The sequence below is a fragment of the Chryseobacterium proteolyticum genome, assembly GCF_046591535.1.
GTDB classification, from domain to species: domain Bacteria; phylum Bacteroidota; class Bacteroidia; order Flavobacteriales; family Weeksellaceae; genus Chryseobacterium; species Chryseobacterium proteolyticum.
This window is the reverse complement of the sequence record NZ_JBJLWK010000005.1, coordinates 239,860-262,732: the sequence shown is the minus strand read 5'-3', so window position 1 is coordinate 262,732 and position 22,873 is coordinate 239,860. Positions and strand designations below refer to the sequence as shown.

24 protein-coding genes and 4 pseudogenes are annotated in these 22,873 nt (G+C 36.2%); 21 read left to right on the top strand and 7 right to left on the bottom strand.

Going from position 1 to position 22,873, the window contains the following annotated elements; genetic code table 11:
- Positions 1–58 precede the first annotated feature (58 nt).
- Positions 59–409, top strand: a complete 351-nt coding sequence (gene secG, locus ACJ5H0_RS18975; protein WP_411251424.1) for a preprotein translocase subunit SecG — start codon at positions 59–61, stop codon at positions 407–409.
- A 48-nt stretch (positions 410–457) separates the two neighbouring features.
- Here secG and ACJ5H0_RS18970 read toward each other — a convergent pair whose 3' ends face one another.
- Positions 458–1,297, bottom strand: a complete 840-nt coding sequence (locus ACJ5H0_RS18970; RefSeq protein WP_411251421.1) for a glycosyltransferase family 2 protein — start codon at positions 1,295–1,297, stop codon at positions 458–460.
- Between the two features lie 2 nt (positions 1,298–1,299).
- Positions 1,300–1,911: a recombination mediator RecR gene (recR, locus tag ACJ5H0_RS18965; protein ID WP_172283975.1), complete on the bottom strand. Its 612-nt coding sequence runs from the start codon at positions 1,909–1,911 to the stop codon at positions 1,300–1,302.
- A gap of 116 nt (positions 1,912–2,027) precedes the next feature.
- Here recR and ACJ5H0_RS18960 point away from each other — a divergent pair.
- The 3 genes and pseudogenes from ACJ5H0_RS18960 (at position 2,028) to ACJ5H0_RS18950 (ending at position 4,697) form a co-directional block, all read left to right on the top strand.
- Positions 2,028–2,634: pseudogene (locus tag ACJ5H0_RS18960) on the top strand (LURP-one-related/scramblase family protein).
- Positions 2,635–2,654: 20 nt separating this feature from the next.
- Complete coding sequence (locus ACJ5H0_RS18955) at positions 2,655–3,143, top strand: hypothetical protein (protein ID WP_411251418.1); 489 nt, start codon at positions 2,655–2,657, stop codon at positions 3,141–3,143.
- Between the two features lie 108 nt (positions 3,144–3,251).
- Positions 3,252–4,697 carry an aminoacyl-histidine dipeptidase gene (locus ACJ5H0_RS18950; RefSeq protein ID WP_411251415.1) on the top strand — a complete coding sequence of 482 codons (1,446 nt, stop codon included), beginning with the start codon at positions 3,252–3,254 and terminating at the stop codon, positions 4,695–4,697.
- Positions 4,698–4,877: 180 nt separating this feature from the next.
- On the opposite strand, the gene ACJ5H0_RS18945 is transcribed toward ACJ5H0_RS18950, so the two are convergent.
- Together ACJ5H0_RS18945 and ACJ5H0_RS18940 are read right to left on the bottom strand one after the other, a co-directional pair.
- Complete coding sequence (locus tag ACJ5H0_RS18945) at positions 4,878–5,207, bottom strand: 2Fe-2S iron-sulfur cluster-binding family protein (RefSeq protein ID WP_172283967.1); 330 nt, start codon at positions 5,205–5,207, stop codon at positions 4,878–4,880.
- 12 nt (positions 5,208–5,219) lie between these two features.
- On the bottom strand, positions 5,220–6,275 hold the full coding sequence (locus ACJ5H0_RS18940) for an NAD(P)/FAD-dependent oxidoreductase (RefSeq protein ID WP_172283966.1): 1,056 nt from the start codon (positions 6,273–6,275) through the stop codon (positions 5,220–5,222).
- Between the two features lie 150 nt (positions 6,276–6,425).
- On the opposite strand from ACJ5H0_RS18940, the pseudogene ACJ5H0_RS18935 reads away from it, so the two are divergent.
- Positions 6,426–7,197 (top strand): annotated as a pseudogene (locus tag ACJ5H0_RS18935) (DUF3108 domain-containing protein).
- A 45-nt stretch (positions 7,198–7,242) separates the two neighbouring features.
- Here ACJ5H0_RS18935 and pheS read toward each other — a convergent pair.
- Positions 7,243–8,253: a phenylalanine--tRNA ligase subunit alpha gene (gene pheS / locus ACJ5H0_RS18930; RefSeq protein ID WP_172283962.1), complete on the bottom strand. Its 1,011-nt coding sequence runs from the start codon at positions 8,251–8,253 to the stop codon at positions 7,243–7,245.
- Between the two features lie 130 nt (positions 8,254–8,383).
- Positions 8,384–9,031 carry a YceI family protein gene (locus ACJ5H0_RS18925; protein WP_411251615.1) on the bottom strand — a complete coding sequence of 216 codons (648 nt, stop codon included), beginning with the start codon at positions 9,029–9,031 and terminating at the stop codon, positions 8,384–8,386.
- 88 nt (positions 9,032–9,119) lie between these two features.
- Here ACJ5H0_RS18925 and ACJ5H0_RS18920 point away from each other — a divergent pair.
- Positions 9,120–10,056 (top strand): annotated as a pseudogene (locus tag ACJ5H0_RS18920) (sulfate/molybdate ABC transporter ATP-binding protein).
- 368 nt (positions 10,057–10,424) lie between these two features.
- Here the strand turns inward: ACJ5H0_RS18920 and ACJ5H0_RS18915 are convergent.
- On the bottom strand, positions 10,425–10,769 hold the full coding sequence (locus tag ACJ5H0_RS18915; RefSeq protein ID WP_273650805.1) for a zinc ribbon domain-containing protein YjdM: 345 nt from the start codon (positions 10,767–10,769) through the stop codon (positions 10,425–10,427).
- A gap of 219 nt (positions 10,770–10,988) precedes the next feature.
- On the opposite strand from ACJ5H0_RS18915, the pseudogene ACJ5H0_RS18910 reads away from it, so the two are divergent.
- The 15 genes and pseudogenes from ACJ5H0_RS18910 to ACJ5H0_RS18840 all read left to right on the top strand — a co-directional run bounded on the left by ACJ5H0_RS18910 (position 10,989) and on the right by ACJ5H0_RS18840 (position 22,873).
- A pseudogene (locus ACJ5H0_RS18910) lies at positions 10,989–12,196 on the top strand (RsmB/NOP family class I SAM-dependent RNA methyltransferase).
- A gap of 194 nt (positions 12,197–12,390) precedes the next feature.
- Positions 12,391–12,759 (top strand): hypothetical protein, encoded by a 369-nt coding sequence (locus ACJ5H0_RS18905; RefSeq protein WP_411251410.1) that lies wholly within the window; start codon positions 12,391–12,393, stop codon positions 12,757–12,759.
- Positions 12,710–12,937: a GLPGLI family protein gene (locus ACJ5H0_RS18900; protein ID WP_411251407.1), complete on the top strand. Its 228-nt coding sequence runs from the start codon at positions 12,710–12,712 to the stop codon at positions 12,935–12,937. The genes ACJ5H0_RS18905 and ACJ5H0_RS18900 overlap by 50 nt, the downstream gene beginning before the upstream one ends.
- A gap of 67 nt (positions 12,938–13,004) precedes the next feature.
- Positions 13,005–13,748 carry a PNGase F N-terminal domain-containing protein gene (locus ACJ5H0_RS18895; RefSeq protein ID WP_411251404.1) on the top strand — a complete coding sequence of 248 codons (744 nt, stop codon included), beginning with the start codon at positions 13,005–13,007 and terminating at the stop codon, positions 13,746–13,748.
- Entirely contained in the window at positions 13,687–14,058 is a 372-nt protein-coding gene (locus ACJ5H0_RS18890; protein WP_411251613.1) for a peptide-N-glycosidase F-related protein, read from the top strand. Before ACJ5H0_RS18895 ends, ACJ5H0_RS18890 begins: the two co-directional genes overlap by 62 nt.
- Before the next feature lie 322 nt (positions 14,059–14,380).
- The gene (asnB, locus tag ACJ5H0_RS18885; RefSeq protein ID WP_411251401.1) at positions 14,381–16,054 is read left to right on the top strand and encodes an asparagine synthase B; all 1,674 of its coding nucleotides are present in this window, start codon (positions 14,381–14,383) and stop codon (positions 16,052–16,054) included.
- 216 nt (positions 16,055–16,270) lie between these two features.
- Positions 16,271–17,080 carry a hypothetical protein gene (locus tag ACJ5H0_RS18880; protein WP_172283951.1) on the top strand — a complete coding sequence of 270 codons (810 nt, stop codon included), beginning with the start codon at positions 16,271–16,273 and terminating at the stop codon, positions 17,078–17,080.
- A 236-nt stretch (positions 17,081–17,316) separates the two neighbouring features.
- Positions 17,317–18,717, top strand: coding sequence for an MFS transporter (locus ACJ5H0_RS18875; RefSeq protein WP_172283949.1), 1,401 nt, complete (start codon positions 17,317–17,319; stop codon positions 18,715–18,717).
- Positions 18,718–18,834: 117 nt separating this feature from the next.
- The gene (locus tag ACJ5H0_RS18870) at positions 18,835–19,710 is read left to right on the top strand and encodes a pirin family protein (protein ID WP_172284185.1); all 876 of its coding nucleotides are present in this window, start codon (positions 18,835–18,837) and stop codon (positions 19,708–19,710) included.
- 122 nt (positions 19,711–19,832) lie between these two features.
- The gene (locus ACJ5H0_RS18865; protein ID WP_411251393.1) at positions 19,833–20,150 is read left to right on the top strand and encodes a GNAT family N-acetyltransferase; all 318 of its coding nucleotides are present in this window, start codon (positions 19,833–19,835) and stop codon (positions 20,148–20,150) included.
- Between the two features lie 62 nt (positions 20,151–20,212).
- The gene (locus ACJ5H0_RS18860) at positions 20,213–21,112 is read left to right on the top strand and encodes a pirin family protein (RefSeq protein ID WP_273650802.1); all 900 of its coding nucleotides are present in this window, start codon (positions 20,213–20,215) and stop codon (positions 21,110–21,112) included.
- Between the two features lie 33 nt (positions 21,113–21,145).
- Positions 21,146–21,679: an NADPH-dependent FMN reductase gene (locus ACJ5H0_RS18855; RefSeq protein WP_411251385.1), complete on the top strand. Its 534-nt coding sequence runs from the start codon at positions 21,146–21,148 to the stop codon at positions 21,677–21,679.
- On the top strand, positions 21,679–22,257 hold the full coding sequence (locus ACJ5H0_RS18850) for a TMEM175 family protein (RefSeq protein ID WP_172283941.1): 579 nt from the start codon (positions 21,679–21,681) through the stop codon (positions 22,255–22,257). Before ACJ5H0_RS18855 ends, ACJ5H0_RS18850 begins: the two co-directional genes overlap by 1 nt.
- Entirely contained in the window at positions 22,257–22,475 is a 219-nt protein-coding gene (locus ACJ5H0_RS18845; RefSeq protein ID WP_273650800.1) for a (4Fe-4S)-binding protein, read from the top strand. Before ACJ5H0_RS18850 ends, ACJ5H0_RS18845 begins: the two co-directional genes overlap by 1 nt.
- Entirely contained in the window at positions 22,475–22,873 is a 399-nt protein-coding gene (locus tag ACJ5H0_RS18840) for an OsmC family protein (RefSeq protein WP_172283938.1), read from the top strand. Before ACJ5H0_RS18845 ends, ACJ5H0_RS18840 begins: the two co-directional genes overlap by 1 nt.

Sequence of the window (22,873 nt, the reverse complement as noted above, 5' to 3'; positions counted from 1 at the left end):
TATTTTGCTGTTCGGTAAAAAAAGATTAAATTTGCCCATTCAAAAAGATATCAAATTAATGGATTCTATATTTATACTATTGATGGTTCTTGTTATGATTGCTAGTGTTTTACTGGTAATTATCGTTATGGCTCAAAATCCTAAAGGAGGAGGCCTTTCCAGTACCTTCGGAGGTGCATCATCTGCGCAATTCGGAGTACAAAGAACCAACGACTTTATGGAAAAAGCAACATGGACCTTAGGAGCGACAATCATTGTTCTTATCCTTATCAGTGTTGTGATCACAGGAAAGCCATCACAAACGGCTACGGTTCAGCAACCTGTTAAAAAAGAAGCTCCTGCAAAACAATCTGCTCCGGCTTCTCAAACAACAGCACCAGCTCAGGCTCCTGTTACTCCTGCTAAATAAGCAAATACTATTTTACATATTAAAAAAGCAACTCAATTGAGTTGCTTTTTATTTTAATTTGATCTTTTCTATTTTGTGCCGGAGCCTTAAGCCTGCTTTTAAAAATGAATACTGCAAAGGCTTCGATTCCTTGTAATATTTACTGATAAAAATCTCCATAGCCCCATAAAAGCGCTCGAGATAGAGCTCATCTTTTACCGTACTTTCTCCTTTATAGTGCAATATTGAAGCTTTACCATAATAGTAATTCGTAAAGCCATTCCTAAGTAAGGTATAACATAAATCGATATCTTCACCATACATGAAATAAGCTTCATCCAGGCCGCCTACTCTTTCATAAACCTCTCTCTTAACAAGAAAAAATGCACCGGTGATCACTTCCACCTTATCAATTGCATTTTCATCAATGTCATTCCGATAATAGGATTTTGAATTGTTATTCTTAAAATTCACAAATAACTTTTCGAAGGAGTTGAACATATCCGGAACTGAACGTTTGCTTTCCGGTAAAAATGCGCCTTTTGCATCATGCATTCTCACTCCCAGACACCCAAAGTCAGGCTGAGTATCTGCAAAATCTAAAATCTCATCCATATAACAGCCTTCAAGTTCGGTGTCAGGATTGAGGATCAGAACATAATCTCCCACTGCCCTTTTTATAGCTGTATTATTGGCTTTTGAAAAACCATCATTACTTTCGGAAGCGATAAAATGAAAACCCGGAAATTCTTCTATCAGATTTCGCCATGAGGTGTCTGTAGAAGCATTGTCAATAATGATGACTTCATAGGGAACTTCTTTTACATATTTTTTAATGGATAAAAGGCAATTCCGAAGTAACTGGGTAACGTTATAATTAACAATTATTATTGAGAGCCTGGTATTCATTTTTAATCCTTTTCGTTATAAGGAAGCCTGTTGATAATGGACCTGCCCAAAGAAATCTCATCCGCATATTCAAGTTCATCCCCTACTGAAATTCCTCTGGCAATGCTTGAAAAACTTACATTGAAATTTTTAAATTTCTTATAAATATAATACGCTGTGGTGTCACCTTCCATGGTTGCGCTCAAAGCAAAAATAAATTCTTTGACCAGCCCTGTATTCAATTTCCTTTCAATGCTTGGAATATTAAGCTGATTCGGACCGATCCCTTCCATAGGAGAAATCTTACCTCCCAGGATCAGATATTTTCCTGTGTATTTTCCTGTATTTTCAATAGCAATAACATCGCGTACATCCTCTACTATACAAATCACCTCATCACTTCTTTTGGAACTGCTGCAGATTTCGCAAACATCAAAATCCGAAAAATTATGACATTCCTTGCAGTATTTTATATCATTAACTAAACTGATAAGAGAATTGCCGAGACCAACTGCCCTGGAATTGGGCTGTTTTAATAAATGAAGCGCCAGACGCAAAGCTGTTTTCCTGCCAATTCCGGGAAGTCCTGAAATCTCATCCACAGCTTTTGCCAAAACTTTACTTGGATAATCCATAATTACTTACAAAAATAATATAAAAAGATGAGTCTATAGGGCTTTCTCAAGCATAAATCATCTTCTTCTCCAATAAAAGATATATCTTTGGAAAATATATGAAAAAAATAAACTAAATGATTCTTAACAACCTTAATTATCCTCTGGATTTCAAATTCAAAATCACAACATTAGCCAGTGATTTTAACATTACAGACAGAAACGGGAACTATGTGGCGTATGTTCGCCAAAAAATGTTTAAGCTAAAGGAAGATGTTATTGTCTTTAATGATGAAAGCAAATCTAAGGAGCTTTTCAGGATACAGGCCAATAAGTGGATCGATTTTAATGCATCCTACTCTTTAAATGATCTTGTTGATAAAAAAAAACTTCGGAAGGCTGGCAAGAAAAGGAATGCGTTCACTCTGGAAGTCAACTTATAATATCCTGGACGCAAATGATCAGCCTAAATTTACAGTAACGGAAGATAATGCATGGACAAAATTCTTCGATGGGATGGTAAGTGAAATTCCGATCATCGGTATGTTTACCGGATATTTCTTAAATCCTGCTTACACGGTAAGAGGTGTGGATGGAAAAGAATATTTTAAATTAAAAAAGATGCCTTCATTTTTTGGCAGAAGATTCCAGCTAGACAGAATGATCGATATCGATGATGAGGACGAAAGTCTGGTTATACTTTCTTTATTAATGATGGTTCTGCTTGAAAGAGCCAGAGGATAAATGCATTAAAACCACAAACAATGAAATACCTTATCGTTATCTTTTCAGCACTCTTGGTAGTAGCTTGTAAAAAAGAACAACCAAACGTTTTAACAACCACTCCCAAAGATTCACTGAATATTGTTCAGGATTCTGCAAAAGTGGAGAGTTCAGGAAAAATCCTGGTTGAAACGATAGCCTTCCCGAAGGAGATTAAAGAATGCTCATGTTACTTTGCAAAAAGCAAAGCTGATTTCGAAGCGGAAAAGTACATCTATGCTGATGATGCAGGAAAAACAGCTTACATGAAACTGGACGGAAAAAGATTAGCCATGAACCTGATCTCATCCAGCGATATGGAAGCTGATGAACTTTTAACCAAAGAAATAGAAAATGACGATTATAAAATATCCGTAAAAGGTAAAAAAATCAAAGGGGAAGAAGCTCTATTATTTGAAGGGACCATAACCATTGAAAAACCTGACGGAACTGTCATCACATTGCCTATTTATGGAGAATGTGGATGCTAATCATTCTGTAATTCCGCTTTTCAAAAATTTTCCTCTCCAAAATAAAAAAGACTGCTCCCGAATTTACGGGAGCATTTTTTATTCGTAATTTTGATAAAAATAAATTTTATGGAATTATCCAATATAGAACCGCAGATTATCTGGAAGAATTTCTCCAAATTAAATGCTGTTCCAAGACCTTCAAAAAAAGAAGAAAAAGTAATCGCATTTATTAAAGGATTTGGTGAAAGTCTGGGATTACCCACAACAGTAGATGAAGTAGGAAATGTTATTATTAAAAAACCTGCAACAGCAGGAATGGAAAACCGTAAATCGATTGTATTACAATCACATTTGGATATGGTTTGTCAGAAAAACAGTGATGTTAATTTTGATTTTGATACAGAAGGCATCAAAATGGAAGTTGACGGAGACTGGGTAAGAGCAAAAGGAACTACATTAGGAGCAGATAATGGTTTAGGTGTAGCTACGATCATGTCTATTTTAGAAAGTTCAGACATTCCGCATCCGGATTTAGAAGCACTTTTTACCATTGATGAAGAAACAGGAATGACCGGAGCTCTTGGGTTAAAGCCAGGACAGCTTACCGGACAGATCCTATTGAATCTTGACACCGAGGAAGATGATGAGATTGATATCGGCTGTGCAGGAGGAATAGATGTTACTATCACTCAAAACTATGAGCTTGAAGCAGCGAAAGGACAGATTGTAAGAATTGAAATCAAAGGACTACAGGGAGGTCACTCGGGAATGGATATCCATAAAGGTTTCGGGAATTCCAATATTATTTTGGGAAGATTGCTTTACAGCGGTTTAGCAAAAGAAAATGTACAATTGATTTCAATCGATGGTGGTGGTTTAAGGAACGCGATCCCAAGAGAAGCAGTAGCTATTATCTCTGTAAGAAACGCCAATGAGTTTATTGACGAGCTAACCAATGGTCTTAAAAAAGAAATTTTAGAAGAATTTGCGACTGTTGAGCCAGGTCTTCAGATCAATATAGAAAATTCAACAAGCTCTGATAAAGCCTTGTCTGAAGAAGATTCTAAAAAGGTCATTTTAGTCCTAAAATCTCTTCACAATGGTGTTTACAGAATGAGTCCTGATGTAAAAGATCTTGTAGAAACGTCCAACAATGTGGCGAGAGTAGAACTTAAAGGTGGAAATTTAAAAATATTAAACCTGTCGAGATCTTCAGTTGACTCAACTAAATATGCTGTGGCAGAACAGTTAAAATCAGTTTCTGAACTGGCAGGAATGCAGGTAGAATTCAGTGGCTCTTATCCCGGATGGAAACCAAAACCCGGATCTGAAATCGTTCAGCTCATGGAAAAGATCTATACCGAAAAATTCACTGAAAAGCCTCATGTAGTAGCTTGCCATGCAGGTCTGGAATGTGGGATCATCGGTGCTAACTATCCGGAAATGGAAATGGTAAGCTTTGGACCTACCATCAGAGGAGCCCACTCTCCTGATGAAAAGGCCAATATCCCTTCAACACAAAAATTCTGGAGTTTCCTGAAAGAAATTTTAGCGAATATTCCTCAGAAATAATTATTCAAAGTAATAATCAGTCATGTGGAGTCCATAGGTTCCACATGATTTCATCAGCAGGAAAATACAATTCAAAGATACAGTATACGTATGCTATCCGGGAATTCTAAATTTTCCAATACATAAAAAAAGTCCTGAAAAAAAATTTCAGGACTTTTATATTTTTAAGTTAAAAATTTTCTAAGGATAAGGAGCAATCTCTACTTCCAGCCCTTCCATGTCTTCCACGATGTGCAGCTGACATCCTAATCTGCTGTTTTCCTTCACATGGAAAGCTTCAGCTAACATAGCATCTTCTTCATCTCCCATTTCAGTTAAACCCGGATCATTGATCACATACACCTGGCAGGAAGCACACATAGCCATTCCTCCACAAACACCGATTGTTCCTTCTTCTGCTAATTCATAAGAACGGATAACTTCCATTAAATTCATAGACATATCCGTTGGTGCAATAACATCGTGCGTTACACCTTCCCTATCGGTAATTTTTATATTGATATCTGACATAATTTTGCAAAATTAGTCAATTTTTTTCACAACTGCTTTTTCTGCTTCTTTACGGCTTCCGTCAAACCCGTCTACTCCACTCACAGTAGTATATTTAAGAACATATTTTTTCCCAGGGTTCAATCTGTTATAAACACTTTGACACATTAATGTTGCTTCATGGAAACCACATAAGATCAATTTTAATTTACCCGGATATGTATTAATATCACCAATAGCGTAAACTCCGTCAATATTTGTCTGATAATCCAGCGCATTGTTTACAACGATGGCATTCTTTTCAATATTCAGCCCCCAGTTAGCAATATCTCCTAACTTTGGAGTTAAACCGAATAAAGGAATAAAATAATCCGTTTCAATATCATGAGCTTCTTCACCATCTACCTGAACGGTGATCGCTGAAACTTTTCCTTCTCCTTTTATTGCAGTAACCTCGGCAGGGGTAATTAATTTTATTTTTCCCTGGTTCTTTAAATCCTGAACTTTTTCTACGGAATCCAACGCTCCCCTGAATTCATTTCTTCTATGGATCAAAGTCACTTCACTGGCAACATTAGATAAGAAAATGCTCCAATCCAATGCTGAATCTCCACCTCCTGCAATAACCACTTTTTTATTTCTGAAGTGTTCAGGCTCTTTAACAAAATATTCAACACCTTTTTCTTCGTAATCTGCAATATTTTCGATGGTAGGCTTCCTTGGCTCAAAAGTTCCTAATCCACCGGCAATAGCAACCGCTTTCGCTCTGTGAACCGTTCCTTTATTCGTAACAACCTCAAACCATTCCTCATCTACTTTTGTAAGCGTAACCGCCGTTTCGCCTAAAGTAAACCCAGGTTGAAACTGCTTGATCTGCTCCATTAAATTATCTACCAGATCACCGGCATTTACCGAAGGATACCCCGGAATATCGAAAATAGGCTTTTTAGGATAAAGCTCGGCAAGCTGACCTCCCGGTTGTGGAAGTGCATCTATAATATGGCATTTCATTTTAAGCAAACCTGCTTCAAACACTGCGAAAAGTCCAGTTGGTCCGGCTCCTATAATCAATATGTCGGTAGTAATCATAATAAAATTTAATTTTACATATAACTGCAAATTTACTAATTTTAACGCGAAGCTGATTTAATTGAGTCTAAATAAAAACCTGAGATTTATCAAATAACGGGTAAAATAGAAAAATTTTAATTTTGGCAGCGTTTTTGTAAAAACCATATTATGAAGAAAATTCTCAATATCATTGCATTATTCGTATTCTTTCTCGGTTTTGGCCAGATTGATAATATAGCAGATGGCGAATCTATTACTTTCAGGATTCATTACGGAATACTAACTGCCGGAAATGCAACGCTTACAACTCAAAAAACAACTTACAAAGGAGCTCCCCACCTCTATGTAAAAGGAACGGGACAAACCTCCGGTGCTGTAAAAGCTTTTTTTAAAGTGGATGATCTTTATGAGAGTTTCATTGATACACAGACGGGACTTCCCAGTTTCTACGTTCGAAATGTAAAAGAAGGAAGCTATCGCCAACATTTTGAAACTGTGTTCAACCATGACAACAATACACTGATCCTGACGGATAAAAAAAACACCGGCTAACGGCTCCAAAGTAATCAAGTCTGTAAAAGGAATACAGGATATGCTTTCCTGTTTTTATTATCTCAGAAGCCAAAGCCAGACGGAGCTTAAAGTGGGTACGGTAATTAATATGAATGTTTGGATTGATGATGAAATGTTTCCTTTTCGTTTAAGGGTTGTAGGTACCGAAAATTTAAAGACAAAGTTCGGAGTCATCAATTGTTTAAAAATCGTTCCGTCAGTAATGAGCGGAAGAGTATTTAAAGATAAAGAGGGAGTAACCATGTGGGTTTCTAATGATGCTAATCACGTTCCTATGTTACTTAAAGCTGAATTAGCTGTCGGTTCTTTAAAAGCAAGTATCGACGATTTTAAAAATGTAAAATACCCTTTAAGGTTTTCTAAATAAAAAGCCACTAACAAACATAAAAAAGCCTCCTAACGGAGGCTTTTTCTATAGTGTTTTAAATTGTTCTAAAGTTCTGATATCGTTTTCAAAGAACATTCTGATATCGCTCATTTGATAAAGAAGCATTACAATCCTCTCAATACCCATTCCGAAAGCATATCCAGAATATTTTTCCGGGTCAATATTTACATTTTTTAAAACAGCCGGATCCACCATACCGCAACCCATAATTTCCAGCCAGCCTGTTCCTTTAGTAATTCTATAATCCGTTTCAGAGTTTAATCCCCAGTACACATCGATTTCAGCACTAGGTTCAGTGAAAGGGAAATAAGAAGGTCTCATTCTGATTTTGGACTTTCCAAAAAGTTCAGTAGTAAAAAACTGGATGGTTTGCTTCAAATCCGCAAAGCTTACATTTTCATCGATGTATAACCCTTCAATCTGATGGAAAATACAATGAGAACGTGAAGATACCGCTTCATTTCTGAAAACCCTTCCCGGAGATAAAATTCTTATTGGGGGTTGGTTTTCCTCCATATAACGAATCTGCACTGAAGAAGTATGTGTCCTCAAAAGAATATCAGGATTTTGCTCAATAAAGAAAGTATCCTGCATATCTCTTGCCGGATGATATTCAGGAAGGTTAAGTGCCGTAAAGTTATGCCAGTCGTCTTCAATTTCAGGTCCATCAGCTACCGCAAAACCAATAGATTTAAAGATCTCAATAATTCTGTTCTTCACCAGGTTGATAGGATGTCTCGATCCCAGCTCCAAGGGAAAAGCAGGTTTTGTAAGATCATCTTTCTCTACTACGACGGAAGATTCAGAAGCGCTTTTCAGATCTTCTAATTTTATGGCAATAGCCTGTTTTAAAGAATTCACTTTCTGTCCGAATTCTTTCTTCTGATCGTTTGGAACTTCCTTTAATGTTTCGTAAAAATCGTTTAGAACTCCTTTCTTACCATTATACTTGATTCGGAAATTTTCGATCTCCTCTTTAGATGTAGTATTGAAGTTATTTACCTCAACGAGTAGTTCTTCTATCTTTTCTATCATTATTTTACCCTTTCAAAATGTTTTGCAAAAATACGATTTTTCAGTTTAAAAACTTTCTTATTTTATCATAAAAAATCTGCCCCTTATTCAGAGGCAGACTTCAATCACTTATTTCACTTAAATAAAAAAATTATTTCTTTTCTAAAGCTTTAACGTTGATCTGAAGAGTTACCTCATCTTTAATCACTCCGTTTTCAGCAGGAGCCTGGAATTTCACACCAAACTCTTCTCTTTTAATATCTTTAGGTTCAGTAGCTACGGTTACTTCACCTTCTTTTACAGACACATTAGCTTTAAGCTGAAGCGGCTTGGTAATTCCTTTAATCGTTAAATTACCATCCAATAGAGTATTATAATCACCTTCAGCTGCCGGTGTAACTTTAGTAATTTCATAAGAAGCAGTTGGAAATTTTTCAACTTCAAAGAAATCCCCGCTTTTCAAATGCCCGTTCAGTTTTCCTAATTGCTCTGCGTCATCTTTTAAATCCACAGATGTTAATGAATTCATATCAGCAACGAACTTTCCACTTTCTAATTTTCCGTCTTTCACTGTAAGATCACCACTTTCAAACTTAATTGTTCCGAAATGGCTTGTACTTTCAGATTTGAAGACTTTATACCCCTTCCACTCTATTTTACTATTTAAAGTATCCAATGCATATTGAGCACCTTCTTTTGTTGTCGTAACATCATTACTTTCACTTGTAAGCGGTTTGTCTTTTTTACAAGAAACAACAACAGCTGTAGCAAAAACGGCAGGGATAACGAAATAAAACAGTTTTTTTTCTCATTTTTGATATTTTTTTATTACGTTCGCTAAGATAATAAAAAAAATAATTCTTTTTTAAAAATACTACATTTGTAATATGCTATTAGAGATAAACAATCTTTATTTTTCACATCGTAAAGACCAGCCTCTTTTTCAAAACCTCAATATACGATTTGAGGAAGGGAAAATCATTGCCCTGGCCGGTGAAAGCGGCTGTGGAAAATCTACATTATTAAATTTAATTTATGGACTTTTAGACTGGGAAGGCGGTGAAATTATTTTTGACGGCACTCCACTTATGGGCCCGAAAGGCAATCTTGTTCCCGGAGAACCTCAAATGAAATTTGTTGCACAGAATTTTGACCTGATGCCTTATTCCACCGTTGCAGACAATGTGGGTAAGTTTATTTCAAATATCAATCTATCAAAAAAAAAGAGAAACCGTTCATGAACTTCTTGAAGTAGTAGGCCTGCAGGAATATGCTGATGTTTTCCCAAAAAATTTAAGTGGCGGACAGCAGCAAAGAGTTGCTATTGCGCGTGCTTTGTCTATATTGCCTAAGCTCCTGATCCTGGACGAACCTTTTAGTAATATTGATTTTCCAAGAAAAATAGAACTTCGGGAAAGGCTTTTCAGGTATGTAAAGCAACATAACATTTCCTTAATCATCTCAACTCATGAACTTCAGGATATTATACCTTGGGTAGACCAGATCGTTGTTCTTCAAAGTGGAAGACTGATCCAAAACACCCATCCGGAAGAAACTTACAAAGAACCTTACAATCCTTATGTTGCTAAACTTTTTGGGGAAGTAAATATTTTCACCGATCATGAAATGAAGAATTTTGGGATCTCCAAATTTTCCTATTACCCGCATGAAATTAAAGTTTCGGAAAACGGTATGGATGCAGAAGTTCTGGAAAGCAGGTTTGCCGGTAACCATTATTGGAATAAAGTAAGAGCAAAGGAAAAGGATCTCGTTTTATATACCAACAGCAAAATTGAAGGCCCCGTAAAAATTGTCTTTGCATAAAGCCGAACTGCTAAATGGCGGAAAAAACAAAATTATTATACATATAAAGTATAAAAGGTAAATTTGGGATTCGGTGATTTTTCAAAAAAAAATTAACATATCCTTAATATGCTCATTGTTAGTTTGTGGATAAAAGTCCGGATTCCGGAAATTCATTTTTAAAACTTTTTATTACATTTGTAATTCTATAGCATAAGGAAACTTTTGGTTAATTCTCTTTCTGCCTCCTGGACGAACATTAGCAGAATCCTGCAATCTAGTCTTTGAAAGATTACACTGTCCAATCTTTTCCTTTTTTTGTTTCTTATAACTTCTTATATATCAAAAATGCGTCCCTTAAGACGCATTAATGAATATATTATCAGGTTTTATGCTTTCTTCACGAACTCTGATTTCAAAGCCATCGAACCAAAGCCATCAATTTTACAATCGATATTATGGTCACTATCAGGTCTCAGGCGGATATTTTTCACCTTTGTTCCCGCTTTTACAGGTTTTGGAGCTCCTTTTACCGGCAGGTCCTTGATAACCACTACAGAATCACCATCATGTAACTCATTTCCATTGGAATCAAGTATTTTACCTTCATTGGCTGTTTCCGCAGCTGCCTCATCAGCATTCCATTCATAAAAACACTGGGAACAAACCGTCATGTTGTCACTAGGATAAGTAAATTCGGAACCACACTTCGGACAAAGAACAATATCACTCATATTTTAATTTTTTGCAAAGGTAGAGTTTTTTAAAGGATCAAGTCAACAGAAAGGTGTAGAGACAAAATCAGGTATCGGGAGAAAAGTCACCCACCCTATTTATCTATTTATGTATTAACTATCAGCATCTATCGTACCTCCTGTTTCCCATCTCCTACATCAATCTCAAATCTCAACTATAATTTGTACTTTTGCAGATTGAAAACAGCAGAAGCAATTATGGAACTTATTCACAGAAACCTGGCAATCGGAATTCACGATGCCCTACAGGAGACATTTTTTGAAAAAAACAAATACGCTGATAAAGTTATTGAAAGACTTTTAAAGGCTCACAGAAAATGGGGAAGTCAGGACAGAGCCGTTGTTTCTGAAATTTTTTACAATATCATCCGCTGGAAAAAGCGTTTGGAATATTATATGGGAGAAGGTGTAAAACCGAATAACATATACAAACTCATTCTTGCTTATTTGCTTTGGAGCAAAACAAACTATAAAAAGTTTGAGGAGTTCGACGGGATAAAAATCGCTGATATCATTACAAAGCTAAAAAAAAGATACTGTTCCTACAAAAGCTATTGAACACTCTATTCCTGAATGGCTGGCTGAAACCCTTGAAAAAGAATTAGGCGCTGGCTGGGAAAAGGAAATGAGAGCTTTAAATGAGCAGGCTCCTACTGTTTTGAGAGCAAATTCTCTTAAAACAACGCCCAGAGAACTGATCTCCGATCTATCTGATGAAGGTATCGCCTCTTTTACCGTGAGAAATTATCAGGACGCTGTACAGCTGGAAGAAAAAAAAGAATGTTTTTTTAACAACAGCCTTTAAAGAAGGATTATTTGAAGTTCAGGATGCTTCCTCACAAAAAATAGGATATTTCCTTGATGTAAAAGAAGGACAAAGAGTAGTTGATGCATGTGCAGGAGCAGGAGGAAAAACACTCCACCTCGCAGCACTAATGCAAAATAAAGGACAGATCATCGCTTTGGATATCTTTGAATGGAAACTAGCAGAACTAAAACGTCGTGCCAAAAGAGCAGGCGCTCATAATATTGAAACCCGTATGATCGCGGACAATAAAGTGATCAAACGTCTTCACGAAAAAGCAGACAGGCTTCTTATTGATGCTCCTTGTTCAGGCTTAGGAGTTTTAAAAAGAAATCCTGACAGTAAATGGAAAATCGACCAGGATTTCATTGATAGAATCAAACTGGAACAACAACAAATCCTTCAGGATTATTCTAAAATCCTTAAAAAAGGTGGAAAAATGGTGTATGCCACATGCTCTATTTTGCCTTCTGAAAACACCGGACAGGTTAAGGAATTTCTTAAAAACAACCCGGACTTCAAACTTATTAAAGACGAAAAAGTAATGCCTAGCGAAGGATATGACGGATTCTATATGGCTCTTATAGAAAGGTTAGCCTAACCAGCCTTACATTATAAATATACTAACTACTCCATTTTCTGGAGTAGTTTTTTTACAATACATCATTAATCAAAAAAAAAATTCTCAATATTCGTAACATTTCGGTATCCTTGGAATACCTATTCATGAAATGCCATAGAATTTACAGGTAGACATTTGTAAGACATTGTATATTTGTGATAAACCACCCGCACATGTGTAAACGATTTTTATTTACTTTCTTTGCTTTTCTGTATTATGTTTCATCGGCCCAAACCTATGAAATACAGTATACCAATTCTTACAACGGAAAAATACAGACAGAACAGTCACCGACTTTTATATGGGTTAACGGCAGTGAAAACTTTATCCTTAATAACTCTATCAGGGAACAAAAGAGCGAATATCCGTTTGAAATTACAAAAATTGAAAAACCTTCAAATACAATTATATCATACGGGTTTTTAAAGCCTGATGAGATTATTTCTACTGCCGATAAAGAATCAGTAGCCAAACAGACCTTTGAATTAACCAATGAAACAAAAAAAAATTCTCGGCTACACCTGCCGGAAGGCTGTCACTAAAATCAACTCCAACACCATAGAAATCTGGTACACAGGAGATTTAAAGATAAGTGGCGGACCTTCAGCGCTAGGACAAAACCTGGGATTGGTTCTGGAAATTGAAAGAAATAAAAATTCTCTAATTACTGCCACTTCTATTAAAAAAGTAAAAAAAAACCAATATTGCGGATATCATTAAAGGATCCATTACCTCTACAGATCTTTTAGGTTACAAAGATCAGCTTTGGAAAAGCCGCTTTACTACTTTGAAAGTTTTTGAAAACGAAACGATCAACTTCTCGGACGAATCCAAATCCGACGAAAAGATAAAAAGATTTGCAAATGGAACAATTATCTTAAAAAAGGTAAAGTTTCCAAAGATATCTGAAGGAGAAAATATTTTCATTGAATTAAAACAGCAATCCAATGGTGATGCTTATGACAGAACAGGAACCGTTTTCTTTATTCCTCAGAATAAATCGCAATCCTTTTTTGATGGCCTGGAAAAAGGTGCTAAAACACTTCCGGTATACGAAAACGGAAATGGAAAGCAATATTATGGCATTATCCCTACAGATAATTATGATCCGAGCATTGAAATGATGCGCTTCTTTACCGCATTTGGGATTCAAAAATTCAACCACATCCAGCTAAAAGGAAAAGACTGGCAAACAATCAGTCCATACCGTCAGGATATTACAGAACTAAAGCCTTCTTTATCTGATAAAGAATTATGGATTGGAACCTTTATAGGAAACTATGATAAAGGCGGACATACAATAAATCTGGAAATCACGATTCATAAAAGTGATCAGACTGTTTACAAAAACAATACTGTAATTCCGTTGTTCAATACCGTCAACATCATGGAAATGGCGGGACAGGATTATTCCACGATGTTTAATGCCGAGAAAGGACTTTTTGTAGAATTCACTCTAAAAAAAAGATCTGAAAAATGCGCAGTTACGTTATATAACGACAGGACATGGCGGATGGGAAAACGGAGATGAGTTCGTTCCGAAAGTCAATTCCATATTTGTGGATGGAAAAATGATTTTCTCTTTTACACCATGGAGAACAGACTGTGGTTCATACCGTCTATATAACCCTGCATCAGGAAATTTTCCGGATGGACTCTCTTCATCAGATTTAAGCAGATCAAACTGGTGTCCCGGGACTATTACGAATCCAGAATTTATTTCATTGGGAGATTTAAAGGCCGGAAAACACAGTATCCAGATCAAAATTCCTCAAGGCCCTACAGAGGGCACAAGTTTCAGTTCATGGAATGTTTCCGGGGTTTTATTAGGAATTCAATAAAAAACAAAACCTTCTCGTGATATTAATCACAAGAAGGTAAAAACACAAATGATGAAAAAAAATTATTTCGAGCCACAAAGTAAAAGTAAAAATTCATATAATTAATTACCATATATTAATAAATATCCCATTTTAATTTCGTATAGCTACGCATAGTATTCTTCTGTAAGAAAAATATTAACCAAAATCATATTTATCATTCAATTTAATTAATTAAATTCTTTAAAACAGACTATTTAATTAAAAATATTAACTTATATTTAATTAATGTTTTCTTTTTTAAATTACAAGTCTATTTTTGCTCCTAAATAAATGATAAAAAATGTGTGGAATCGTATGTTTGTTTGACGCAAAACAAAAAACAGAAATATTAAGACCTCAGGTTTTGGAAATGTCAAAAAAAATCCGTCATAGAGGTCCGGATTGGAGTGGAGTTTTTCAGAACGAAAAAGTGGTGTTTTCTCACGAAAGATTAGCCATTGTAGATCCTACATCCGGAAAGCAGCCTTTATTTTCTAAAGATGGGAATATTGTCTTAGCCGTAAATGGAGAAATATATAACCATAGAGAATTGAAGGAAGAATTTCCCAACTATGAATTTCAAACCCAATCCGATTGCGAAGTTATTTTAGCACTTTACGAAAAGTATGGTAAAGACTTTCTGGAAAAGCTTAATGGTATTTTCGCATTTTCGTTGTATGATATCAAAAATGATATTTATCTCATCGCGCGGGATCATATGGGGATCTGCCCGCTTTATCAAGGATGGGACAGAAACGGCAACTTCTATATAGCTTCAGAATTAAAAGCACTGGAAGGAATTTGTAAAACCATTGAAACCTTTTTACCGGGACACCTTATTTACAGTAAAGATGGTATGGAGCTACAACAATGGTATACAAGAGACTGGACCGATTTTGATCATGTAAAGAATAATGAGAGCGATATACAAAAACTGAGACAAGGATTAGAAGATGCAGTTCACAGACAGCTTATGAGTGACGTTCCTTATGGAGTATTATTATCGGGAGGATTGGATTCTTCTGTAATTTCAGCGATCACTGCAAAATTTGCCCGTCAAAGAATTGAAAGCGGAGATACCCAGGAAGCATGGTATCCGAGACTGCATAGCTTCGCAGTAGGATTAGTAGGATCTCCTGATCTTGCAGCCGCACAAAAAGCAGCAGAACATATCGGCTCTGTCCATCATGAAGTTAATTTTACCGTTCAGGAAGGACTAGATGCTATACGCGATGTAATTTATCATCTGGAAACCTATGACGTAACAACCGTAAGAGCTTCTACTCCCATGTATCTTTTAGCAAGAGTAATCAAATCCATGGGGATTAAAATGGTACTATCAGGTGAAGGTTCTGATGAACTTTTCGGTGGATATCTATATTTCCATAAAGCTCCGAATGCCAAAGAGTTTCACGATGAAACAGTAAGAAAATTAGGAAAACTTCACCTTTATGATTGTTTAAGAGCCAACAAAGCATTGATGAGCTGGGGAATTGAAGGACGTGTTCCCTTTCTTGACAAAGAATTCATGGACATTGCTATGAATATTAACCCTAAAGATAAAATGATTGATACCGCTGATGGCAAAATAGAAAAATGGATTTTAAGAAAAGCTTTTGAAGATATCCTACCGGAATCTATTGTCTGGAGACAAAAGGAGCAATTCTCCGATGGCGTAGGCTATTCATGGATTGATACCTTGCGTGAAGTGGCAGAGAAAGAGGTTACGGACGAAATGATGGCGAATGCAAAATTCAGATTTCCATTGAACACTCCTCAGAATAAAGAAGAATACAGATACAGAACGATCTTTGAAGAACATTTCCCAAGTGAAACGGCGGCAGCAACAGTTCCGTCTGTACCATCTGTGGCATGTTCCACTCCTATTGCACTGGAATGGGATGAAGCTTTTAAGAAAATGAACGATCCAAGCGGAAGGGCTGTAAAAGTACACGAAACTTCTTATGAGGGATAATATGTGGGAATAATCAAAGGAGTTTTTGAACACCCTGATAAAAAAATTTTCCAACTCACCTTTCAACCCCCCGGAAACTAAAATTTATTAATCCTGTAGCAATACAGGATTTTCTTTTGAATAAACATCAATAATATTAACAGATTTTAACTAACAATCAAAAATAGTATCTAATAAATAATTATATTTGGAAAACGAAAAAATCAATATTATAAAATGAGAAGAACCGTTACTATCTTTTTTGCTTTATTATCTATAAATTTTGCTTTTGGCCAGGGTAAATTTGGTAAATATCTTAACTCAAAGAAACTTGCACTTACTTATAAGACTGTAAAGGACAACGAAAAAGAAAATTATTATCAACAATATTACTGGCTTGCGAAAGCTGAACAATTAAAAACCTATCCGCACCTTAAGGATGTAAAGCCAGTTGTTCTCTATGAATTTGTGAAAAAAGTAAACCCACAGAATCCAACCAAAAAGCTGGATGCCAGAGGAAAAGAACTACGCGAAACAGCTGAATTATCTTTAAATCAATACTTTAAGAATAAGAATTTTGAAAACAATGCCGTTTTAATGTATAATCTTGAAACGTATGTTGATCCTTCTCAGGGTGAGTACTTCACAAAGGTAGATCCTGAAAAAATCAAGGAATTGGTGCCTAAAGAACTTTTTGCCTTCAATTCCCTGAATAGAAAAACTCAGGAGGAAAAGACTTATTACCTTTGGATAGACAAGAAAAAAGATGATTTTAAAATTGTAGATATTATTCCGAGTGAAGAAGATAAAAAGTTTTATGCTTCACTAAAACAATATCTTCCCAACTATAAGTTTTCAAAATATGTTCCTTCTGTAAAAAAAGGGAACAAAACCGATAAAACAGATGTGGATTACTATTACATCATGCCGTTTGAGCAAAATACAGATAACATCGAGTATAAAACAACAGATTTTAAAACTTTCATTTTAAGCCAGTACAGAAAAGCCGGCGATGAATGGAAAGGAGTAGAAAAAACTAAAAAATAAATCAAAAAGTCCTGTGAAATCTCACAGGACTTTTTTAATTTTATACATATTTCTTTATCTAAGAAACAAGTCTTTTAAGTTTCAAAATACATTACATTAGATAATGGCCGGAAGAGAGGGAAAAAACCTGTTCAATCCATTTATTTTTATTCCAGAATGATCTCTTCAATTTGCCTTGATCGAAATAGCAAACTTATCGAAAGACTACATTATATAAAGATCCTAGCTGATATAACATGTCTGAAACCAATTCATCTCTAACGTCGATTAAAAAAATCCTTCCACTGATTCTTGCTACCGCTATTTTCATGCAGATGCTTGATTCTACAATTCTGAACACTTCTTTACCTTCTATTGCCAAAGATCTAAAAGAGTCTCCGCTCAATATGCAAAACGCCATAATCAGCTACGTTCTGACTCTGGCAGTTTTCATGCCTGCGAGCGGCTTTTTGGCAGACAGATTCGGAACAAAAAGAGTTTTCATCTTCTCCCTGGTTCTCTTCAGCCTGGGTTCCTTATTCTGTGCATTATCGCAAAACCTCACTCACCTTGTTATTTCAAGAGTTATCCAGGGAGTGGGCGGCAGTTTAATGACACCCGTTGGAAAATTAGCCCTCATTAAAACCTTTGATAAAAGTGAATTATTAAAAGCTATGAATTTCGCTATCATTCCCGCTCTTATCGGTCCTGTATTGGGGCCGTTGGTTGGTGGTTATATGGTGGATTATTTATCCTGGCACTGGATATTCCTTATTAATATCCCAATTGGCTTTTTAGGGATTATTCTGGGAATTAAGTACATGCCTAATTACAAATCGAAAGACGTTGATTTCGATCTCAAAGGTTTTATGATTTTTGCTGCAGCCTCCCTCCTGCTATCCATTTCTCTTGAACTTTTTGGAGATCTTCAGAATATAACACCGGTTCTTCTGATCTTTATCTTAGGATTTCTATTTCTATATTATTACTATAAACATGCAAAAAAGGAAGGAAATCCTATATTTCCTTTAAATCTTTTCCAGGTGCGAACTTTCCGTGTGGGAATTGTAGGAAATCTGGCTACCCGTCTAGGAATCAGTGCTGTTCCTTTGCTACTTCCCCTGATGATACAAATCGCCTATAAACAAACAGCAGTTACGTCTGGCTGGATCGTTGCTCCCATGGCTCTGACAGCTATACTCGGAAAATCATCAGTCATTAAAATCCTGGATAGATTTGGTTACCGTCAGACGTTAATGGTTAATACATTCGTCATTGGAACATTAATATGTATGCTGGCCATTCCTGATATTCATACGAATCTTCTATGGTTCATCCCGATCATAGCGGTTTTAGGCTTTTTCAATTCTATCCAATTCACCTCCATGAATACCATTTCGATTGCTGATTTAAGAAATTTCCAGACCAGCAGCGGTAATTCATTAATATCTGTAAATCAACAGCTCGCCATTGGTTTTGGAATTGCTTTTGGTCTTATTGTTCTAAAAATATTTGAAAGTACCGATCTTATTAAAGGAGAAATCCATAATGCTTTCCGCTATACTTTTCTTACAGTTGGTTTTCTCACAATATTATCCGGATTGGTATTCCGAAGACTTCATATTTCAGATGGCAAGAATATGAAATCAAAGGAGTAACCCTATTATATCTACTATAATAAGTCATGAAAATCAATCTAATCCGAACTTAACACAGATCAATGCAATTGATTCTTATCTATTCTATTTTTGTTATTATAAAAAATCAACATTATGATGACAACTAAAAAAGTAGAAATCGTAGTATCTCCAAAGCCTGCCCATTTTGTAGGTGATGGGTTCAGAGTTCATAATTTTATACCCGGTGCATCAGGATTAGATATGAAAAGAATGGATCCTTTTATTATGCTCGATTATAATTCAAAATTCCATTTTAACGGATCTGAGAAACCAAGAGGAGTTGGAGTACATCCGCACCGAGGTTTTGAAACCGTAACCATAGCGTATCAGGGAAAAGTAGAACATCACGATAGTTCGGGAGGTGGTGGTATAATTGGTCAGGGAGACGTTCAGTGGATGACCGCTGCAAGAGGTGTCTTACATAAAGAATACCACGAAAGAGAATGGTCTAAAACCGGTGGAATCTTTCAGATGGTTCAGCTTTGGGTGAATCTTCCAGCGCAGGATAAAATGAGCAAACCAAAATATCAGGCCATCAAAAACTCCGATATGAAGATCGTTGATCTGAAAGAAAACGGGTTTATTGAGGTGATCGCCGGAGAATATGCAGGAAATAAAGGACCTGCAAATACCTTCACTCCGGTACACATGATGAACGCAAAATTAAAATCCGGCGGAAAAGCTGATTTTAATTTTCCTGCTCACTTTAATACTGCTGCCCTTATCATTGAAGGGAGTATTATTGTGAATGGAAATGAAAAAGCAAAAACCGATCAATTGGTATTATTTGAAAACAAAGGAGAGGAATTTAGCATTGAAGCCAGTGAAGACGCAGTGGTACTGATCATTAGTGGAGAGCCAATCAATGAACCCATTGTTCCGCATGGCCCTTTTGTAATGAATACAAGAGAGGAAATCATGCAGGCTTTTGAAGATTTCAATACCGGAAAATTCGGATATTTAGAAGATTAACCATACAGAATTTGGCAATAATTAAATAATCTTAATCTTAAGTCGGTTATTTAATTATTGCTTTTTTATTACCTTTAACATAATACTTTTACTTTTTAAGTATACAGCCAAAAATTTAAACAATGAAACCAGAATTTGAAAATATTCCACTTGTAAAAAATGAATCAAAAAAGAGATTCGAAATTGAAGTAAATGGCCATTTTGCTTTTATTGATTACCGTGAAACCGACAGTCAGATCATTTTAATTCATACGGAGGCTGACCCAGAATTGGCAGGTACCGGAGCCGCCGTAGCAGTTGTAGAGAAAACATTGGTTTACATTAAAGAAAGTCTTAAAAAATTACTCCCGTTTTGTCCTTATGTTTTTGCTTACATTAAAAAGCATCCGGAATGGAAACGCATTGTGGACGTAACGTTTGAAAGATATGACCAGCTTTAATATCTAAAAAAAGCTAAATAATTTAATTAAATAACCACCAGCAATCGTAAAGAATCATAATTATGTCAAATATTGGACTTATCATAGAAGAAAAAGCCGCAGATATAGGAAACTTTTTGGTCGGAAGACTTTTACCTTTCCGTGAAAAAAGAGCGGTAGGCCCATTTGTTTTTATAGATCACATGGGACCGTCAGAATTAAAAGATTATCAAAACCTGGATGTACCACCTCATCCCCATATCGGATTATCCACTTTAACTTATCTTCTGGAGGGATCTATTTTTCACCGTGACAGTATCGGAAGTGCCATGGAAATAAAACCGGGAGCCGTCAACTGGATGACAGCAGGAAAGGGAGTGGTACATTCCGAAAGAACTCCGGAATATTTAAGAGAAACTGATAAAAAATTACATGGTTTTCAAATCTGGGTAGGCCTTCCAAAACATCTGGAGCAAAGTGAACCGACGTTCCATCATACGGAGGCAGATGAACTTCCGGTTTGGGAAAATGGAGACATCCACTACAAACTAATTGCCGGAGAAGCCTTTGGAAAAAAATCTCCCGTTCCCGTTCATAGTAAGCTTTTTTTCATTGAGATAAAAACAAAATCGGCACAAAAAATCAGCATCGGACAGGACTTGTACGGTGAAGCGGCCATGTATGTTCTGGATGGCACTGTAAATATCGAAGGAAACACCTATGGCTCGAAACAATTGCTTATTGCAAAGGATACCAAGCTATGTGAGTTTGAAATGAGCGAAAATGCAACCGTCTATCTTTTCGGAGGCGAACCCTTTGAAGAAGAGCGCTTTATATTCTGGAATTTCGTAAATTCGGATAGAGAAGTAATTGATCAGGCTAAAGTAAACTGGAATGACCAGAACCACGATGCTTTTCCTTTAGTTCCAGGAGATGAGGACGAATTTGTTCCGCTTCCTAAAGCAATTCTGAACAGAAAATAATTCCAAACAGAAATTTTATAACGACAAGACACCATGAAAATATTAGCATTTGCGGGAAGTAGCTCTTCCACCTCTATCAACAGAGAACTGGTTAAATTTGTTTTGAAGGATTTTCAAAATGAAGATATTAATTTAATTGACCTTAACGATTATACAATGCCTGTTTTTTCTGTAGATCTTGAAAAAAAAGGATTCCCGGATCCCGCACATCAATTCTTAAAAAGAATCGAAGACTGTGATGTTATTATTTGTTCCCTGGCCGAACATAACAGATCATACAGCGCTGCTTTTAAAAATATATTTGACTGGGCTTCAAGGATTAATGTAAAGGTTTTTCAAAACAAGCCCATGCTTCTCATGAGCACCTCACCGGGTGGTTATGGTGGTGGAAATGTAATGAATACAGCCAAAACGTTCTTCCCCCAGTTCGCAGCGGATATTAAGGAAACATTCTCCTTACCGAAATTCTATGAAAACTTTGATCTGGAAAGTGGTGTCATAAATCCGGATATGCTCAAAGAGCTGAATGAAAAAATCAAAAATTTTAAAACAGAGATTACAAACTGATGACCAAAGGAAGACTGGAAGCGTTCAGTGATGGTGTTTTAGCCATTATCATTACCATTATGGTACTGGAACTTAAAGTACCGGAAGGTGACAGCTGGGCAAGTCTCAAACCGATTATCCCAAAAGTTCTGGCTTATGTCTTTAGTTTTATCTATGTGGGAATTTATTGGAACAATCATCATCACTTGTTCCAGGCAGCCAAAAAGATCAACGGAACTATTCTTTGGGCAAATTTGCATTTGCTGTTCTGGCTCTCTTTAATGCCGATTGCTACGGAATGGATAGGTACTACACATTTCGCTAAAAACCCGGTTGCTGCCTATGGAATCGGATTGTTCATGTGCGCCATAGCCTATACAATTATGGAAAACTTAATTGTCCGCTGTGAGGGAGAGAATTCAAAACTAAAAGAAGCTATCCATTCCAGGTTTAAGGAATATATTTCAATTGTATTTTATATATCCGGAATCGCGACTTCATTTTTTTATCCTTATATTGCTCTATGTTTTTATTACATTGTTGCTCTTATATGGCTGATTCCGGACAGAAGAATCGAAAAATTACTAAAAGAAGAATAATGGAAACACACGAATATACCAACGGAGATCTTACCGTAGTCTGGATGCCTAAGAAATGTATCCACTCTGCAGTTTGTGTAAAAATGTTACCCCAGGTTTATAATCCAAAGGACAGACCATGGATCAAGGTAGAAAACGCAACAACTCAGGAACTCATCAATCAAATAGAACAATGTCCTTCCGGGGCATTGAGTTACAAAATTAATACTGAAAAATAATGGGCGTAACAGTAAAAGCAAGTTTAGGAAAAACAAAATACTATACAGAAGTAGTAGCCGGTGAAAATAAAATCATCACGGATGAACCTTTAGATAAAGGAGGGCAAAACAAAGGATTCAACCCCTTTGAGATTCTTGCCACTTCTTTGGCAAGCTGTACTGCTGCAACCTTAAGAATGTATATTGAAAGGAAGGAATGGGATGTGGAAAAAATCAACGTAGAGGTTGATCTGGAAAATTTCCCCCTTACCAAAAGAGCTGTTTTTAAAAGAGATATCAGCTTTGAAGGAACCAACCTCGATGACGAACAATTGAAAAGGCTGCATACGATTGCTGATGCGTGTCCGATACATAAGATACTAACAAACGATATAGAAATATTAACCAAATTTTCATAA

Coding starts and splice junctions, on each gene's coding strand:
- secG (WP_411251424.1), top strand. CDS start 59: ATGGATTCTATATTTATACTATTGATGGTTCTTGTTATGATTGCTAGT.
- ACJ5H0_RS18970 (WP_411251421.1), bottom strand. CDS start 1,297: ATGAATACCAGGCTCTCAATAATAATTGTTAATTATAACGTTACCCAG.
- recR (WP_172283975.1), bottom strand. CDS start 1,911: ATGGATTATCCAAGTAAAGTTTTGGCAAAAGCTGTGGATGAGATTTCA.
- ACJ5H0_RS18955 (WP_411251418.1), top strand. CDS start 2,655: ATGAAATACCTTATCGTTATCTTTTCAGCACTCTTGGTAGTAGCTTGT.
- ACJ5H0_RS18950 (WP_411251415.1), top strand. CDS start 3,252: ATGGAATTATCCAATATAGAACCGCAGATTATCTGGAAGAATTTCTCC.
- ACJ5H0_RS18945 (WP_172283967.1), bottom strand. CDS start 5,207: ATGTCAGATATCAATATAAAAATTACCGATAGGGAAGGTGTAACGCAC.
- ACJ5H0_RS18940 (WP_172283966.1), bottom strand. CDS start 6,275: ATGATTACTACCGACATATTGATTATAGGAGCCGGACCAACTGGACTT.
- pheS (WP_172283962.1), bottom strand. CDS start 8,253: ATGATAGAAAAGATAGAAGAACTACTCGTTGAGGTAAATAACTTCAAT.
- ACJ5H0_RS18915 (WP_273650805.1), bottom strand. CDS start 10,769: ATGAGTGATATTGTTCTTTGTCCGAAGTGTGGTTCCGAATTTACTTAT.
- ACJ5H0_RS18905 (WP_411251410.1), top strand. CDS start 12,391: ATGTGTAAACGATTTTTATTTACTTTCTTTGCTTTTCTGTATTATGTT.
- ACJ5H0_RS18900 (WP_411251407.1), top strand. CDS start 12,710: ATGAAACAAAAAAAAATTCTCGGCTACACCTGCCGGAAGGCTGTCACT.
- asnB (WP_411251401.1), top strand. CDS start 14,381: ATGTGTGGAATCGTATGTTTGTTTGACGCAAAACAAAAAACAGAAATA.
- ACJ5H0_RS18880 (WP_172283951.1), top strand. CDS start 16,271: ATGAGAAGAACCGTTACTATCTTTTTTGCTTTATTATCTATAAATTTT.
- ACJ5H0_RS18875 (WP_172283949.1), top strand. CDS start 17,317: ATGTCTGAAACCAATTCATCTCTAACGTCGATTAAAAAAATCCTTCCA.
- ACJ5H0_RS18870 (WP_172284185.1), top strand. CDS start 18,835: ATGACAACTAAAAAAGTAGAAATCGTAGTATCTCCAAAGCCTGCCCAT.
- ACJ5H0_RS18865 (WP_411251393.1), top strand. CDS start 19,833: ATGAAACCAGAATTTGAAAATATTCCACTTGTAAAAAATGAATCAAAA.
- ACJ5H0_RS18860 (WP_273650802.1), top strand. CDS start 20,213: ATGTCAAATATTGGACTTATCATAGAAGAAAAAGCCGCAGATATAGGA.
- ACJ5H0_RS18855 (WP_411251385.1), top strand. CDS start 21,146: ATGAAAATATTAGCATTTGCGGGAAGTAGCTCTTCCACCTCTATCAAC.
- ACJ5H0_RS18850 (WP_172283941.1), top strand. CDS start 21,679: ATGACCAAAGGAAGACTGGAAGCGTTCAGTGATGGTGTTTTAGCCATT.
- ACJ5H0_RS18845 (WP_273650800.1), top strand. CDS start 22,257: ATGGAAACACACGAATATACCAACGGAGATCTTACCGTAGTCTGGATG.
- ACJ5H0_RS18840 (WP_172283938.1), top strand. CDS start 22,475: ATGGGCGTAACAGTAAAAGCAAGTTTAGGAAAAACAAAATACTATACA.